This window comes from Sorangium sp. So ce302 (assembly GCF_051530145.1).
Taxonomy (GTDB): domain Bacteria; phylum Myxococcota_A; class Polyangia; order Polyangiales; family Polyangiaceae; genus Sorangium; species Sorangium cellulosum_B.
Genome location: NZ_CP150326.1, coordinates 9,189,099 through 9,203,488, shown reverse-complemented (window position 1 = coordinate 9,203,488; position 14,390 = coordinate 9,189,099). Strand labels below are relative to the sequence as shown.

Genomic DNA, 14,390 nt, shown 5'->3' with positions numbered 1-14,390 from the left:
ATTGCGTCTCGGCCTTCATCGCTCCGCGCCCGGACCGGCGCTTCACACCGGGCGGGGGCGTGTCCGGATGGAGAGTCACGACATGGCGACAAAAGTGAACTGCCTCCCGTTCACGATCCCCACGATGCCGCGCCTCGGGCTCGCCGACCTGGAGGCGCGCTTCCGACGCCTCTCGCTCCTCATGTACGACACGAAGGTTCCGGTCGCGACGCTCGAGAAGGAGGTCTATCCCTACCTTGCCCGTGGCATCGAGTTCGTCAATCCGTGGCGGCGCGTGCGCGGGATCGAGACGTACCAGGTCGGCCTCTCTGGATCTCGCGTCGGCGGCCGTTTCGACCTCGACGTCTCTCAGCTGAGCGTCCGGCTCTCCGAGCCGCGTGACGCGGGCCGCGCCCTGGTCGACAGCACCTTGTACCTGCGGCTGTTCCCGCGCTGCGCGTACCCCGTGCGGGTGATCCTGACCTACGATTTCTGCATGATCGACGGCGGCGAGAGCTTCGAGATCACGCGCCACGAGGAGATGTGGCGCATCGGGGACATTCTTCGGAGCGCTCCGCTGCTGGGCCGCTCCTACGATGTCTTCCGTTCCTGCTCGGGTTACCTCTTCACCGGCGCGCTGCTCCTGTCCCGCGCGGTCGCTGTCCGTCCGCCTGGCGCCGAGGCCGCGCGGGGCGAGCCGGAGCCGTCACGCTGACGCCGTGCGCGCGGCCGCGCAGCCGTGGGGTCGCCACGAAGCCGAGCGCCGCTCCGTGGCGATCCGTGAGCGAGAGGGCGGGCAGCAGCGCGCGGAGGGGGACGCTTCTCAGGACATCCTGGGCCTGATGATGAGCGCCCGCCGCGACGACGGCGCGGGCATGAGTGAGGTCGAGGGCGATGATCCTGGAAGGGGAGCGCGAGCGAGCGAGGGCGGAAGGCCGTCCGGCTGCGGTCCAGGGCAGCCCGGCGGAGCCGGCGCTCCGGCCCGCCGCGCCGCAGCCTGCTGGGCGGTGCCCCATGGGCTTCTCCTGAGCGCCGCTCACCGGGTCTCCTCGCGCGCGGCCGGCTGGGGGCGCGCTCTGGCCTTCATCCCGTCAGCTCGTGCTCGCGGGGGCGCCGATCCGGCCTCCGGCGGCGCTCCACGACGAGCGGCAGCCCATCCCGCGGCACGAGCGCCCGCCGGCCGCCTGCGCCCGCTTCGTACCCTGCGGGCAGCTCGAACCGGAACTCCCGCACCAGCGCCGCCAGCATGAGCTTCATCTGCAGCACGGCGGTCCGCTCACCGATGCACTTGCGCATCCCGAGCCCGAAGGGAAGGAACGCCGAAGGCGGGCGCTCCTCGTGCCATGGCGAGCCCGGCTCGAAACGCTCCGGGAGGAACGTCTCCGGGCGCTTCCAGTACCGCGGTAGCCGCTGCATGACATACGGGCTCACGAGGACCTCGTCTCCCGCGCTCACCGCGTGTGGCCCATGGCGGAACTCCCTCCGCGCCTCGCGCGCCAGCACCCATACGGGCGGGTGCAGCCGCAAGGTCTCCTGCACCACCGTCGACAGGATCGAGGCGCGCTCCACCTCCGCTCCCTGCGCGCCGATCCCCTGCGTGCCGATCGCGTCGAGCTCCTCCTCGAGGCGCCTCTGCACCTCCGGGCGCTGCGCGAGCTCGTAGAGCGCCCATTCCGACGCCGCGGCCGTCGGCACGTGCGTCACCAGCATCATCACGACCTCGTCGATCAGGGCTTGTTCATCCATCTGGCCGGCGTCCACCGCGCGCAGGAGCGGATCCAGCAGATCGGTTGTTCCACGGTTCCCGGCCGCCCTGCGGTGCTCTGCCGCCGCCAGGATGGACGCCGCGAGCGCATCCCTCGCCTGGCCATAGGCTATCTCGTCGTCGGCGGCGTGCCCGAGCCACGCTTCCACCCGGGGCAGCTCGGTCGCGATGCGCTCCACGACCTGCTCTCCCGACTCTCCGAGCAGCAGCATCGACGCGCTCCGCAGGGCGACGTCCTCGAGCACCGGCAGCACCGCGCGCGCCTCGCCTGTGCGCAGCCGCGCGAGCGCCTCGCGCACCGCGCGCGCGGCGCCCTCGGCGCGCGCGAGGAGCGCCTCCCGATGGAACGCCGGTGCGAGCGCCCTCCGGCGTTCCAGGTGCTCACCCCCCTCGAGGCGGGCGACGCTCCGCGGATAGGCGTCCTGCATCCGGTGCGGCGGCGTCTTGTCCGTGAAGCCCTCCCGATCCGAGAACACCCTCTGGATCGCGGCCGGATCCGAGACGGCAAAGCACTGCTTGAGCCCCAGCCGGAACCGGAAGAAATCGCCGTACGCCAGGGTGCCGTCGAGCAGGAAGGCGAGGGGATCCGCGCGGAACTCCGGCCAGGAGCCGTGCAGAGGGTGCGCTTTCGGACCGGGGGATCGGATCATGGCCAGTTCTCCGGAGAGCGTAGAGCCGCGGTTTGCATACGAGCGAGCGTCGGGAGCGGCGCCGGCGTTCCGCGATCAGGGGCGCGCGGGCGTCGTTCAGGAAGACAGCTGGGCGCCGGGGCTCGAAGGAGCGCGGAGGCTCAGGTACACCGCCGCGTGGCTCAGGTCCGAAGGCGCGCGGAGGCTGAGATAGACCACCGGATACCCGAAGTCATAGGCCGACGCGCCGGGCTGCGCGCGCACGTGCTCCTCGTACGCCCTCGCGAGCTCCTGTGCGGTGCACGGGCAGCCCGCCTCGGCGGCGATCGTGAGGATGCGCGTCATATCCCCGTCGGCCTCGGCCATCTTCTCCGCGAGGCGCTCGTCCGCCTCGACCTGCGCCAGAAACGCGCGCGCGCCGCTCCTCGTCGCGCGTCCTGCCATCGTCCCCTGGTTCGTGGTCGAAACACCGATCGTGGTGAGTTGTCCAGTCATGTGCGCAGACCTCCTTCGGGCCCCTTGAGGCCGCGGAACCGCGGCGGCGGCGTGCCGCGCGCGGTCCGTCGTCTCCCTCCCCCAAAGCAGGTCCCGCGCCAGCGCCGCGGGCAGGCGAAATGGCCGGCGATGGCGGCCCTCGAGAGGCCCGTTGTGCGCGCCCTCGCGCGAGTTGCGCGAGCGCTCGCGCAACTCGCGCAGCGGCGCCTCTCTCACCGCCCCGGGGGCTCGCCGACCTGCTGGGGCGCCGGTGTCGCCCGACGGGCGAGAGGACCCCGGGCGCCGTCCCCTCGCCGCACGCACCGGCCCGGTGAGGGGGCTCTCGCCGGCCCTGCGATCCCACTTGATAATATTAGTTAGTCTTACTAACTATTAGGGTGACCGACACGTTGACCGTCTTCACCACGCTGCTGCTCGCGCGGATCGCTCGCGTGGATCGCACCGCCTTGCAGCTGATTCAGGAGCGCCTCGCCGAGCGGGGGGTCACGCTCGCGGAGTTCCGCCTGATCGGCGCGCTGCTCGGAGAGCGCGTGGGGCTCACCCAGCGCGAGCTCGCCGAGCGGCTGCAGATCACAGCCGCGTCGCTCTCGGCCCTCGTCGGCCGCCTCGAAAAGAAGGGGCTCGTCGAGAGGAACCCCGACGAGAGCGATGCGCGCGCCTTCCGCGTGCGCTGCACGCCTCAGATCGCGGAGCACGACTGGGTACAGGACGTGGTGGTCGAGGTGGAGCGCCGCGCGACGCGGGGCATTCCGGCCGCAGAACTTGAGACCACGAGGCATGTCCTCGCCGCCATGATCGGCAATCTCGAGATCGACGACACGCCCGTTCCATCAATAAGGAGGAGAGAGGAATGAAGCGCGCACGCGCCCTCGTGGTGTCCTTCTCGACGGCAGCAGCAAGCGGCGGCGGGGTCTGCCGCCGTCGTCCCTGCCCCCGATGAGCACCGCCGTGGCCGAGCCTGAGGTGACGCTCGTCTGGAGCGATGCGGGGCTCGGACGTGCCGGTGATCATCCGCTCGACCCTGGGAGACGGCGAGGGGCGGGCGGATCCGGAGTTCCGGCGCAGCCAGCTGGAGATCGCGGTTGGCGCGCAGGTCGCGTCTCATGATCTGCCCCCTCTGCGCGCGATGTCCGCCTCACGATCGAGCAGCGCGCCGAGCTTCTTCGCCCAGAATCGCTCGTAACGAGCGGCCCAGTCGTAGACCGCGCGCAGCGGCGCGGCCTCCACGTGGTAAAGCCGCGAGCGCCCCTCCCGGCGGGGCGCGACGAGCCCGGCGTCCCGCAGCACCCTGAGGTGCTGCGAGATCGCCGACTGGGTCACGTCGAACATCGCGCACAGCTCGGTGACCGAGCGCTCCCCGCCGGCCAGCGCGTCGAGGATCGCGCGCCGCGTGGGGTCCGCGATCGCGCGGAACGTCGCGTCCGGGGAGCGCGCGTTCGTCACCTCACGTCACCTCGCGCCACGTCGCACGACCTCACGTTGCCGCGGGGAAGTGCTTCTTGGCGCCGGCGTCGAGCTCCTCCTGCGTGGCCGCCTTCTTCCGCGTCGCGAGCGACCAGCGGTGGCCGAACGGGTCGGTCACGATGCCGTATCGGTCGCCCCAGAACACGTCCGCGAGCGGCATCTCGACGCTGGCGCCCGCCTCGACCACGCGCTTCCAGGTCGCGTCGACGTCGGGTAGATCGAGGTGGAGCGTCACCGCGGTGCCGCCGAACGCCTTCGGCGTGCGGCTCACCCCGCCGCACTGCTCCGGGAAATCGTCGCTGAGCATTACGAGGCCGCCGTTCACCAGGAGGGCCGCGTGGATGAGCTTCTTGCCGTCCGGCGTCGGCTGTTCGGCCACCACCGTCGCGCCGAACGCGCGCTGGTAGAAGTCGATGGCCGCGCGGGCGTCGTCGACCGTCAGGTAGGGCGAAATCGGGGGAGGAGCGGGGGGTTCGTGGCTCGTGGTCATGCGCCGCATCATATTAGTGAGCTCTAATATGTCAACCGACTGGCACGGCGGCGAGCTCGCCCGGTCACGGACGGATCACGACCGTCCCTGGTGACGGGATCGCGCGCGGCGCCGCGAGCGCGCTGCACGGAATCGCGGGCGCGGCGCGCGGGAGCGGGCGAGCGGCGCCGGGGAATTCGCGTGCGAGGAGGTCTGATCACCCTCTACGCTGAGCGCCTCCTCGAACCGCGAAGGTTGCCATGAGCGATGACATCGTCGAGCTGACCACGAAGCACACGTACGGCACCTGGCGCGCCCAGCGCGGCTGGAAGCCGATCCATGTCACCCGCGCGGAGGGCTGCGCGTTCTGGGACGCGTCCGGCAAGCGCTACCTGGACCTGTCCTCGCAGCTCATCTGCTCGAACCTCGGCCACCAGAACGAGGCCGTGATCGAGGCCATCTGCGCGCAGGCGAGGCAGCTCGCCTACATCAGCCCGGCGCACACGTGCGAGGTGCGGGCCAGGGTGGCGCAGAAGCTCCTGGAGGTGATGCCGAAGGGGCTCGACAAGTTCTTCTTCGCCACGTCGGGCACGGAGGCGAACGAGGCGGCGTTCAAGATGGCCCGGCTCTACACCGGCAAGCACAAGATCATCGCGCGCTACACGTCGTACCACGGGTCCACCGCGGGCTCGGTCGCGGCGACCGGCGACTTTCGCCGCTGGTTCATCGAGCCGGCCGGCAAGATCCCGGGCGTGGTGTTCGGCCCGGAGGTGAACTGCTACCGCTGCCCGCTCGGCCGGAGCCACCCCGAGTGCGGCGTCGCGTGCGCCGACTACCTGGCTTACATGATCGACCACGAGGAGAACGTCGCGGCGGTGATCGTCGAGCCGGTCGTGGGCACGAACGGCGTCCTCATCCCGCCGGCCGACTACCTGCCGAAGATCGCCGAGGTCGCGCGGAAGCGCGGCGTGCTCCTCATCGCGGACGAGGTGATGAGCGGCTGGGGCAGGACCGGAAAGTGGTTTGCGGTCGATCACTGGGGCGTGGTGCCGGATATCCTGACGACGGCGAAGGGCGTGACGAACGCGGCCGCGCCGCTCGGGGTCGTCGCGACCTCCCGCGCGATCGCGGACTACTTCGACGACAACATGTTCGCGCACGGCCACACCTACGAGGCCCACCCCCTCACGCTGGCCCCGGTGATCGCCGCGATCGACGAGTATCGCCGGCTGGACCTCCTCGACCGCGCGACGAAGATGGGAGACGTGGTGGGCGCGAAGCTCCGCGCCCTCAAGGAGAAGCACCCCTCGATCGGCGACGTGCGCGGGATCGGCCTGTTCTGGGCGGTGGAGCTCGTGAAGGACCGCGCGACCAAGGAGCCGTTCAACGTGCCGCAGGACAAGGCGGCTCGGCGGCCCCTGGTGGTCGACGCGGTGGTCGCCGAGGCGGCGAAGCGCGGGGTGTCCCTCATGGGGTGGGTGAGCCACCTGCTCGTGGCGCCGCCGCTCATCATCAGCGAGGCGGAGATCGACGAGGGGATCGCGGCGCTCGACGCGGCGCTCGACGTGGCGGATCAGCGGCTCTCGGGCTGAGGACCTCGGGCGCGAGGCGGCCCTTCACGGGCCGCCGGAAGAGCACGTCTGTGGCTGCCGCGAGGCGCGCCCGGCGAGGGGGCGCGGCGACGTGCTAGGATCGTGGGCATGACTGCACGCACGAACGGCCTGCCGACCCGTCCGCCCCGGAACACGGGGCCGATCGAGCTGCGCGATTTCGGCCCGACCGGCCGCCGTCTGGGCACGCCCGACGATTGTTACGACGGCAGCCCGTGGGAGCTGCACCGCGGGGAGCTGATCGAGCAGATGGGGAGCAAGGATATCCATGGCATCGTGATGGCGCTCCTCGCCGCCCTCTTCCGCACGCACGCGCGCGAGGGCTTCACGGTGATGACCGACGTGTACTGCGATCTCAGCGACCCGGCAGGGCCGTCGCTGCGGGCGCCGGACGTGGTGGTGGTGGGCGATCTCTCGTCGCCGCGGAACGACGCCTACCGCGGCACGCCGGTGCTGGCCGTGGAGATCCGGGGCACGCAGTCGAGGCGCTACCTCGAGGAGAAGGTGAAGCTCTACCTGGAGCACGAGTGGCCGTGGGTGTGGATCGCGCACGCGGAGCGGCGGGAGCTCGAGGTCGTGCGGCCTGGGACGGCGTCGATCACCTACCGTCCGGGCGCGGAGGTGCCCCTCCTGCCGGAGCTGGGCAAGCACGGCCTCGGCGCCGTGCCGGTCGCGGCGCTGTTCGAGGAGCGCGACGCGGCGCGGTTCACGGACGAGTGGGTCGAGGCGCGCACCCAGGCGCGCACCCAGGCGCGCGCGATCCTCGCGGTGCTCTCGGCGCGGGGGCTCGCGGTGCCGGAGGCGGTGCAGGCGCGGGTGCTCGCGTGCGACGAGCCCGCAGCGCTGGAGCGATGGCTCGTCAGCGCGGCGACGGCGGCGAGCGGGGCGGTGTTCGCGGCGGCCGTGGATCGAGGGTGAGCCGGCGGCTGTCCGCCGCTCGGTAGGGGCGGCGGCCGAGGGCCGCGCCCTTCGGGGAGCGCTCCTCGGCGCGGAGCCAGTCCGTCACCGCGACGGCGGCGCCGACCCCGCCGTTGTCACCGCGACGGCGGCGCGGAGCCGCCCGCGCACGCGGCGGCGCGCGCGAGGAGCAGGTCGCGCTCGCGCGCGTTGCGCGTGAGCGACGCCGCGCGCTCGAACTCCGCGCGCGCCTCGTCGAGGCGGCCGAGCTTCGCGAGGAGGTCGCCGCGCACGCTCGGCAAGAGGTGGTAGCTCTCGAGGGAGCGCTCCGAGGTCAGCGCGTCGACGACGGCGAGGCCCGCCGCCGGGCCGAACGCCATCGAGAGCGCGACGGCGCGGTTCAGCTCGACGACGGGCGACGGCGCGACCTGGGCGAGCGCCGCGTAGAGCGCCGCGATGCGCGCCCAGTCCGTCTCCTCCGCGGCGCGCGCGCGCGCGTGGCAGGCGGCGATCGCGGCCTGGAGCGCGTAGGGACCGCGCGCGCCGCCGAGCGCCTCGGCGCGCTCGAGCGCCGCGAGGCCGCGGCGGATCAGCAGGTGATCCCAGCGCGCGCGGTTCTGAGCCAGGAGCAGGATGGGCTCTCCCGACGGTCCGACCCGCGCCCTGGAGCGCGACGCCTGGATCTCCATCAGCGCGACGAGGCCGTGGACCTCCGGCTCCTTCGGCGCGAGCTCGGCCAGGATGCGGCCGAGGCGGAGCGCGTCCTCGCAGAGGGCAGGCCGCATCCAGTCGCCGCCGGCCGTCGCCGAGTAGCCCTCGTTGAAGACCAGGTAGATGACCTGGAGCACCGACGAGAGGCGGGGCGCGAGCTCGGCCCCGCGGGGGACCTCGAAGGGGACGCGCGCCTCGGCGAGGGTCCGCTTGGCGCGGACGATCCGCTGGGCGACGGTCGGCTCCGGGACGAGGAACGCGCGCGCGATCTCCTCGGTCGTCAGGCCTCCGAGCAGGCGGAGCGTGAGCGCGACCTGCGCCTCGGTCGAGAGGACTGGATGGCAGGCCGTGAACACGAGGCGCAGGAGGTCGTCGCCGACGTCATCGTCGAGCGCGGCGTCCAGATCCGGCGCGGCCAGCGCGTGCTGGGCCTCGATCTCGTGACCGAGCTCCTCGTGCTTGCGCTCGAGCCGCTTGCTCCGGCGGAGCTCGTCGATCGCGCGGCGCTTCGCGGTGGCCATGAGCCAAGCGCCCGGCTTGTCCGGGACGCCCGACTCCGGCCACCGCTCGATCGCGGTGACGAGCGCGTCCTGCGCGAGCTCCTCGGCGAGGCCGACGTCGCGCACCATCCGCGCGAGGCCGGCGATGAGCCTGGCCGACTCGATGCGGAAGACCGCGTGGATGGCGCGATGCACCTCGGGGGCCGTCACGGCGACCGATCAGAGCATCTTCCCCCGCCGGCGCAAGCCCGGGCGCGCCGTGGCTACTGCTTCGCGGCCGACTGCGCCCGCAGGCGCTCCTCCTGCTCCCTGAGCTCGGGCGTGAGCGCCGGGCCGAAGTCGTCCGCCGTGAACACCTGGCGGATCTCGATCTCGGAGTCCTCGAGCATGGGGTTGGGGCAGCGCTTCACCCACGCGATGGCCTCTTCCTTCGACTTCACCTCCCAGATCCAGAAGCCCGCGACAAGCTCCTTGGTCTCGGCGAAGGGCCCGTCGATCACGGTCCGCTTGTCGCCCGAGAACCTGACGCGCGCGCCCTTCGCGCTCGGGTGGAGCCCGTCGCCCGCGACCATGACGCCGGCCTTCACCAGCTCCTCGTTGAACTTCATCATCTCGGTGATGAGCTTCTCGTCCGGCATGACGCCCGCCTCGCTGTCCTTGGTGGCCTTGATCAGGATCATGAATCGCATGGTCGTGTCTCCTTGCTTCCTTGGTGGAGCTGGGCTCCGGAGGGTCTCTTGCCCGGGGGCGAACCGTGGCTTCATCGTCACGACGAACGGCGGGGCGCGGGATCGACACGCCGGGCGATCTTTTTTTTGAGATGTTGTCAAGTGTACGTAATTATTGACGATTGTGGCGACTGGCCCGCCCGCCGCGCCGGTCCGGGCCCTCAGAAGCGGCTGCGCAGCAGCGCGCCGCCGCCGCCCGGCAGGATCGCGGGCGCGAGGGCGACCGAGCTGCGCTGCTCCGGCGCTGTCAGGACGAGCACAAGGCCAGCGCCGATCCCGACGAGGCCGACGGCGCCGAGCACGGTGCTCGTGGTGGTGAGCGTCTGGCCCCGCGAGCTGAGGGACATGCCGTCGTCGCTGCACCGCGAGGGATCTGGGCATTCCTTTTCGAGGTCACCCTTCGTGCCGAGAGCGAGCCCGCCCGTGATGAGGCTCCCGCCCACGGCCGCGGCGCCGACGCCGCCGATGACGAAGCCGAGCGTGCGCTTGAAGCTCGAGGGAGCGGCGGGGGTGGGGGGCGGGCCCGAGGAGATCGCGGGGGCCTGCGGCGCGTCGGGTACGGGGACCGGAGGCGGCGCGGCGGCCGGCGGCGGCTCGAGGCGCACGACGTTGCGCGCCCCCTCCGCGAGGGTCACGGGCGCGTCGGTCTGCCGGCCGCCGGGCCATCGCGCGACGACGGCATGGTTCCCGGGGTCGAGCGGGAGCTCGCTGCCGATGCTGGCCTGCGGCAGCGGCGCTTGATCGAGGAGCAGCTCCGTCGGCGCCGGTGCGCCCTCCGGGAGCTCGATGACCAGCCTGGGCACGCGCGGCTCGAGCTCCCTGATGCGCTGCTGGGTGATGGCCAGACGGGGATCGCCGGGCGTCAGCTGGGTGAGCAGCTCCTTGAAGTGCTGCCATGCGCTCGCCACGCGCCCGAGGTCCGCTTCACACTGGGCCAGGTTGAGCAGCGTGCCGCGCGACGGATAGGTCGCCTGGCTCCGGCGGAAGAGCGGAATCGCGTGCGCACAATCTCGCGCTTCCACCGCTGCGCGGCCCTGCTCGAAGAGGTCCTGTGCCTGGGCCTTCGGATCCTTGGGCTGCGCGGAAGCCGGGTGGCTCATCGCGCAGAGGGCGGCGCAGAGGGCGGCGCAGCGGATCGCGCGAGTACCTCTTGTTCGTCTCAGTCCCATTTGTTCCAAGGATCCTCGGTCTTGTTCTGCGTCCTGACCTGTGAAGACGACGGCGGTTTGGCCGTGCTCACGGCGTTCGCGCTCGCCTTCACCGGCGGTGTCGCCGCTGTCGAAGATGCCGCTGCCTTCGCTCGTGCGTCCGGGGAGGCGCTCGCGACCGGCGCTGCGCTGGCCTCGAGCGCAGCGCTCGCGGTCTCGATCGCGGCAACGGGGGTCGCCGTCACCCGCGCCCACCGGCGGGTACCCGGCGCGGGAAGCACGCTCCGGCAGGATCCGGTCGATGCTCTCGAACGAGAGCCGCCCGCGCTGCGTCCCGAAAGGCGCGAGCACGCGGCCGATCTCGGCGACGCTCCGGACGCGGGCGCCCGGATCCTTCGCAAGGCACCGGCCCACGAGCTCCCCGACGGCGGGCGGCAGGTCCGGCCGCAGGGCCAGGACGGAGGTGGGCGCGTCCATGATGATGGCCGCCGTGACCGCGGTGATGCTGTCGCCCTCGAACGGGTGCCGCCCGGTGAGCATGCGATACAGGATCACGCCGAGAGCCCAGATGTCCGTCCGCACATCCGCGTATTTCAGGCTGCGAATCTGCTCCGGCGACATGTAATGGATGGAGCCCATGATGAGGCCCGTCGCGGTCAGGCTCGCCTCTTTGACAGAGTCGCCTGTGGCGGTGAACTTCGACAGGCCGAAGTCGAGGACCTTGAGGAGGGGAGTCCCGTCGGGGCGGCGGGTGAGGAAGAGGTTCTTCGGCTTGAGATCGCGGTGGATGATGCCGCGCGCGTGGGCCTCCGCGATCGCCTCGCAGGCCTGGAGCACGTAGTCGGCGGCGTCGGCGAGCGGGAGGATGCCGCGGGTCTGGAGCACCTGGCCGAGATCGTCGCCGGTCAGGTACTCCAGCACCATGTAGGCGGCGCCGGTGCCCAGCGTGCCCATGTCGAGGACACGCGCGCTGTGCTGTCCGTCGAGGGCCGCGGCGGCGCGGGCCTCGCGGAGGAATCGAGCGCCGGCGTCGGGGAGCGCGGCGGCCTCGGGGAGGAGGAGCTTGACGGCGACGCGGCGCTCCAGGACGACGTCCCAGCCCGCGAAGACCACGCCCATGCCCCCCGCGCCGAGGACGCGCTCGATGCGGTACTTGCCCGCGAGGACGTCGCCGGGAGCGGGGACGCCGGAGGGGACGGCGGGCTGCTGCGCCATGGTGAGAGGAGAGCGTAGCGGGGAGGTGGCGCGGAGTACAAGGGGCGGGCGGCCTCGGTGGCCGCTCGCGAGCGCTCAACCCGGGAGGGCTCGCGCGATGACGTACTCGACGCGATCCGCTCGCGACGTCCGCCGGAGAGCGCCTACGGCTCGGCCTCGATCCGCGCGGCGTCCTTCTTCTGCTGGAGCCTGTGCTTGATCGCCCCGAAGACGACCGGCGCCACGGAGACGAAGATGATCAGGTAGACGACCCGCTCGATCTGCTTGGCGTCGAAGACCTTGCCAAGGAAGTAGCCGAGGAAGGTCATCGAGAAGACCCAGAGCACGCCGCCCACCACGTTGAACATCGCGAAGCGCCGGTACTGCATCTGCCCCACGCCCGCCACGACCGGCGCGAACGTCCGGGCGAACGGCATGAAGCGCGCGAGGATGATCGTCTTGCCGCCGTGCTTCTCGTAGAACTTCTGCGTCGCGATCAGGTGATCCTTGCGGAACAGGAGCGACTGCTCGCGCGTGAAGATCTTCGGGCCGGCGCGCCGCCCGATCGTGAAGCCCACCGCGTCGCCGATGATCGCCATCGCCATCAGCGTGACGTTCATCAGGAGCAGGTTCTGGAAGTTCGGTAATCCGAGCGGGTTGATGAGCCCCGCGTTGACCAGCACCCCGGCGGTGACGAGCAGCGAGTCCCCGGGCAGGAAGAACCCGATGAGCAGCCCCGTCTCGGCAAAGATGATGATCATCAGGACGGGGTAGCCGCCCCACTGGAGCAGCGACTCGAGCTCCCTCAGCCTGCTGAAAAATTCACGGAGGAGATCCACGGCCGCTCGATAGCTCACCTCGGCGGCCGCGTCGAACCCCGCGTGCGCCCCGGCCGCCAGCGCGCCGCCGGCGTCCAGCGCCGCCGTTCACACGGGCGCCGCCGGCGGTGAGTCGCCCTGCATCGCTGGCTGCCCCGCCGGGCGACTCCCGCGGGTGAGCCCCCAGCGCCTCCCGGAACCCCGAGGGCGAGCTCCCCCCCGGCGCGCCGCCCGCGCATCCGGTGGCCGCGCGCGCTACGGCGTATAGCGCGCCAGGTACTCCTTGAGGTGCAGCTTCCGGGCCGTGTTCTCGGACGACATGTAACGTATCGTGCCGAAGATCTCCCGCTCTGGACCCCAGGCCCGATCGTAGCGGCCGAGCACCCAGAAGATGCCCGAGGTCGAGTTCGGGTCGCGGCCGTCGAGCGCATACCGGTCGTTGAGCTCGATCATGATCTCGAGCGCCTCGCGCGGCGTCCGCGACCACTCCAGGATCTTCTTGCCCCAGAGCATCCGGAGGTAATTGTGCATTCGCCCCTCGCGGAGGAGCTCGACCTGCGACGCGTTCCAGATCCGGTCGTAGGTCGCCCCCGCCGCGAGCGCCTCGATCGGGTAGACGCGCGGGCGCCTGTCGCGCGCGTGCTTCTCGAGCGTCGCGAGCGCCCAGTCCGGCAGAGACTCGTACTCGGTCGGATCGCGCTTCCACGAGGGGCGCGGCCCGTCTCCCTCGCTCGCCCCGAGCGCGAAGGCGTTGAACCCGAGCTCCCGCCAGGTGACGAGCTGCTCGAGGAACGCCTCGGCGGAGGCGCTCATCCCCCAGAACCCCTCGCGACTGCCGCTCGGCCGCTTCACGCCGTCACCGGGGCGGCCGAGCCGCTCGACGCGGAAGCCCTCGCGCCGGGCGACGGCCGCGAAGACCTCGTGCGCCGCGAGGTGGCCGAAGTGCAGGTACGGCGACAGGCCGCTCGTCGCGCCGGCGTCGGGGTGATCGCGCTCTTCCAGGTAGCGCGGCAGCCGGTCCGCGACGAAGCGCGCGAGCGCCTTGCCGGCCGCCTCCGGGCCGCCCCGGCAGGGCGCCGGCGGGACGGTGTGATCGATGGGGAGCGCGGAGAGCGCCGCAGGGTCGCCCCCGAGCCGCGCCGGCGAGGCCGCGGGCCACCTGCGCGCGATCGCGCGGGGGAGGGGCGCCGCAGGCCGGAGCTTCGCCCGCTTCAGCGGATCGGCCGCCGGCTGCGCGCCGAGGTGCTCGCCGATCACCCGCTGCCAGAAGATGCGGAACGAGCGCGCGGTCGTGAACACCCGATCGGCCGCGCGCATCGGCAAGAGGCCGTTCGAGTCCACCTGCTCGAGGCGGACCGGCGCCTGCCGCGCCGCCGAGGCGACCATGCGCGGGAGGAAAAAGCAGGGGTAGTCGTCCGTGACCACCACGCACGCCCGCGCCGCGAGCGCGCCGAGCAGGCCCTTGCCGGCCCCCTCGGCGGGCTCGACGTAGGGGTGATGCGCGACGCCGGCCGCCGCGAGGCGGCGCGCGTTGTCGGCCATGCCGTCGATCACGAAGCGATGGATCCTGTCGCTCGCCCAGCGGTAGCCGCACCGGAGCGCCTCCAGCACGACGAGCGGTCGATCGAGCGCCATCGACCAGGCGATCGCGCGCTCCAGACCGAAATTGTACCGTGTCCGGCGACTCGCGATCATCCAGTAAAGGACGTAGTCGCCGCCCTCGCGGACAGGCATGGCGTTGCGGGTGCGGAGCCGGAGCTCGGGGACGCTGCTGGAGATCACGACACCTCCTCCACGACCGGCCCGCCAGCGCGCCGCCGCGGGGCCGCGGGGCCGGGGCGGCGGGGCCGCCAGGGCGCCAAGGACGCCAGAGAAGCGAGGTTCTCTCGCTCGGCCCCGGCGCCCTGCTCTCTCTTCAGGACGAGCGGTGCTCTAGCACAGCTCGGACACGGGCGCGCACATGCGTCTGGCGGATTCATGTGG

13 protein-coding genes are annotated in these 14,390 nt (G+C 72.0%); 4 read left to right on the top strand and 9 right to left on the bottom strand.

Translation table 11 applies throughout. The annotated features are described in order from the left end of the window. Window positions 1-82 precede the first annotated feature (82 nt). On the top strand, window positions 83-694 hold the full coding sequence (locus tag WME73_RS34915; protein ID WP_437740683.1) for a hypothetical protein: 612 nt from the start codon (window positions 83-85) through the stop codon (window positions 692-694). A gap of 368 nt (window positions 695-1,062) precedes the next feature. Here WME73_RS34915 and WME73_RS34910 read toward each other — a convergent pair whose 3' ends face one another. Together WME73_RS34910 and WME73_RS34905 are read right to left on the bottom strand one after the other, a co-directional pair. Continuing rightward, entirely contained in the window at window positions 1,063-2,394 is a 1,332-nt protein-coding gene (locus tag WME73_RS34910; RefSeq protein WP_437912351.1) for a cytochrome P450, read from the bottom strand. Between the two features lie 96 nt (window positions 2,395-2,490). After that, entirely contained in the window at window positions 2,491-2,868 is a 378-nt protein-coding gene (locus WME73_RS34905; protein ID WP_437740681.1) for a Nif11 family protein, read from the bottom strand. A 377-nt stretch (window positions 2,869-3,245) separates the two neighbouring features. On the opposite strand from WME73_RS34905, the gene WME73_RS34900 reads away from it, so the two are divergent. Then, complete coding sequence (locus WME73_RS34900) at window positions 3,246-3,722, top strand: MarR family winged helix-turn-helix transcriptional regulator (protein WP_437912350.1); 477 nt, start codon at window positions 3,246-3,248, stop codon at window positions 3,720-3,722. Between the two features lie 247 nt (window positions 3,723-3,969). Here the strand turns inward: WME73_RS34900 and WME73_RS34895 are convergent, their stop codons facing one another. Then, window positions 3,970-4,311, bottom strand: coding sequence for an ArsR/SmtB family transcription factor (locus WME73_RS34895; protein WP_437740679.1), 342 nt, complete (start codon window positions 4,309-4,311; stop codon window positions 3,970-3,972). Window positions 4,312-4,342: 31 nt separating this feature from the next. After that, entirely contained in the window at window positions 4,343-4,822 is a 480-nt protein-coding gene (locus WME73_RS34890) for a VOC family protein (protein WP_437912349.1), read from the bottom strand. 239 nt (window positions 4,823-5,061) lie between these two features. Between WME73_RS34890 and WME73_RS34885 the strand changes: the two genes are divergently transcribed. Together WME73_RS34885 and WME73_RS34880 are read left to right on the top strand one after the other, a co-directional pair. Then, the gene (locus WME73_RS34885; protein WP_012239035.1) at window positions 5,062-6,393 is read left to right on the top strand and encodes an aminotransferase family protein; all 1,332 of its coding nucleotides are present in this window, start codon (window positions 5,062-5,064) and stop codon (window positions 6,391-6,393) included. Between the two features lie 108 nt (window positions 6,394-6,501). Further along, complete coding sequence (locus WME73_RS34880) at window positions 6,502-7,329, top strand: Uma2 family endonuclease (RefSeq protein ID WP_437912348.1); 828 nt, start codon at window positions 6,502-6,504, stop codon at window positions 7,327-7,329. 116 nt (window positions 7,330-7,445) lie between these two features. Here WME73_RS34880 and WME73_RS34875 read toward each other — a convergent pair whose 3' ends face one another. The 5 genes from WME73_RS34875 to WME73_RS34855 form a co-directional block, all read right to left on the bottom strand. Beyond that, window positions 7,446-8,729 carry an RNA polymerase sigma factor gene (locus WME73_RS34875; RefSeq protein WP_437912347.1) on the bottom strand — a complete coding sequence of 428 codons (1,284 nt, stop codon included), beginning with the start codon at window positions 8,727-8,729 and terminating at the stop codon, window positions 7,446-7,448. Between the two features lie 53 nt (window positions 8,730-8,782). Beyond that, on the bottom strand, window positions 8,783-9,208 hold the full coding sequence (locus WME73_RS34870; protein WP_437912346.1) for a YciI family protein: 426 nt from the start codon (window positions 9,206-9,208) through the stop codon (window positions 8,783-8,785). Window positions 9,209-9,408: 200 nt separating this feature from the next. Then, window positions 9,409-11,610, bottom strand: coding sequence for a protein kinase domain-containing protein (locus WME73_RS34865; protein WP_437912345.1), 2,202 nt, complete (start codon window positions 11,608-11,610; stop codon window positions 9,409-9,411). Window positions 11,611-11,753: 143 nt separating this feature from the next. Continuing rightward, complete coding sequence (locus WME73_RS34860; protein ID WP_437740673.1) at window positions 11,754-12,446, bottom strand: VTT domain-containing protein; 693 nt, start codon at window positions 12,444-12,446, stop codon at window positions 11,754-11,756. Between the two features lie 216 nt (window positions 12,447-12,662). Further along, on the bottom strand, window positions 12,663-14,189 hold the full coding sequence (locus tag WME73_RS34855) for a deoxyribodipyrimidine photolyase (RefSeq protein ID WP_437912344.1): 1,527 nt from the start codon (window positions 14,187-14,189) through the stop codon (window positions 12,663-12,665). Window positions 14,190-14,390: the final 201 nt, after the last annotated feature.

Bases quoted from the DNA above. Each gene is read 5' to 3' on its own strand.
- WME73_RS34915 (WP_437740683.1), top strand. From the start codon at position 83: ATGGCGACAAAAGTGAACTGCCTCCCGTTCACGATCCCCACGATGCCG.
- WME73_RS34910 (WP_437912351.1), bottom strand. From the start codon at position 2,394: ATGATCCGATCCCCCGGTCCGAAAGCGCACCCTCTGCACGGCTCCTGG.
- WME73_RS34905 (WP_437740681.1), bottom strand. From the start codon at position 2,868: ATGACTGGACAACTCACCACGATCGGTGTTTCGACCACGAACCAGGGG.
- WME73_RS34890 (WP_437912349.1), bottom strand. From the start codon at position 4,822: ATGACCACGAGCCACGAACCCCCCGCTCCTCCCCCGATTTCGCCCTAC.
- WME73_RS34885 (WP_012239035.1), top strand. From the start codon at position 5,062: ATGAGCGATGACATCGTCGAGCTGACCACGAAGCACACGTACGGCACC.
- WME73_RS34880 (WP_437912348.1), top strand. From the start codon at position 6,502: ATGACTGCACGCACGAACGGCCTGCCGACCCGTCCGCCCCGGAACACG.
- WME73_RS34870 (WP_437912346.1), bottom strand. From the start codon at position 9,208: ATGCGATTCATGATCCTGATCAAGGCCACCAAGGACAGCGAGGCGGGC.
- WME73_RS34865 (WP_437912345.1), bottom strand. From the start codon at position 11,610: ATGGCGCAGCAGCCCGCCGTCCCCTCCGGCGTCCCCGCTCCCGGCGAC.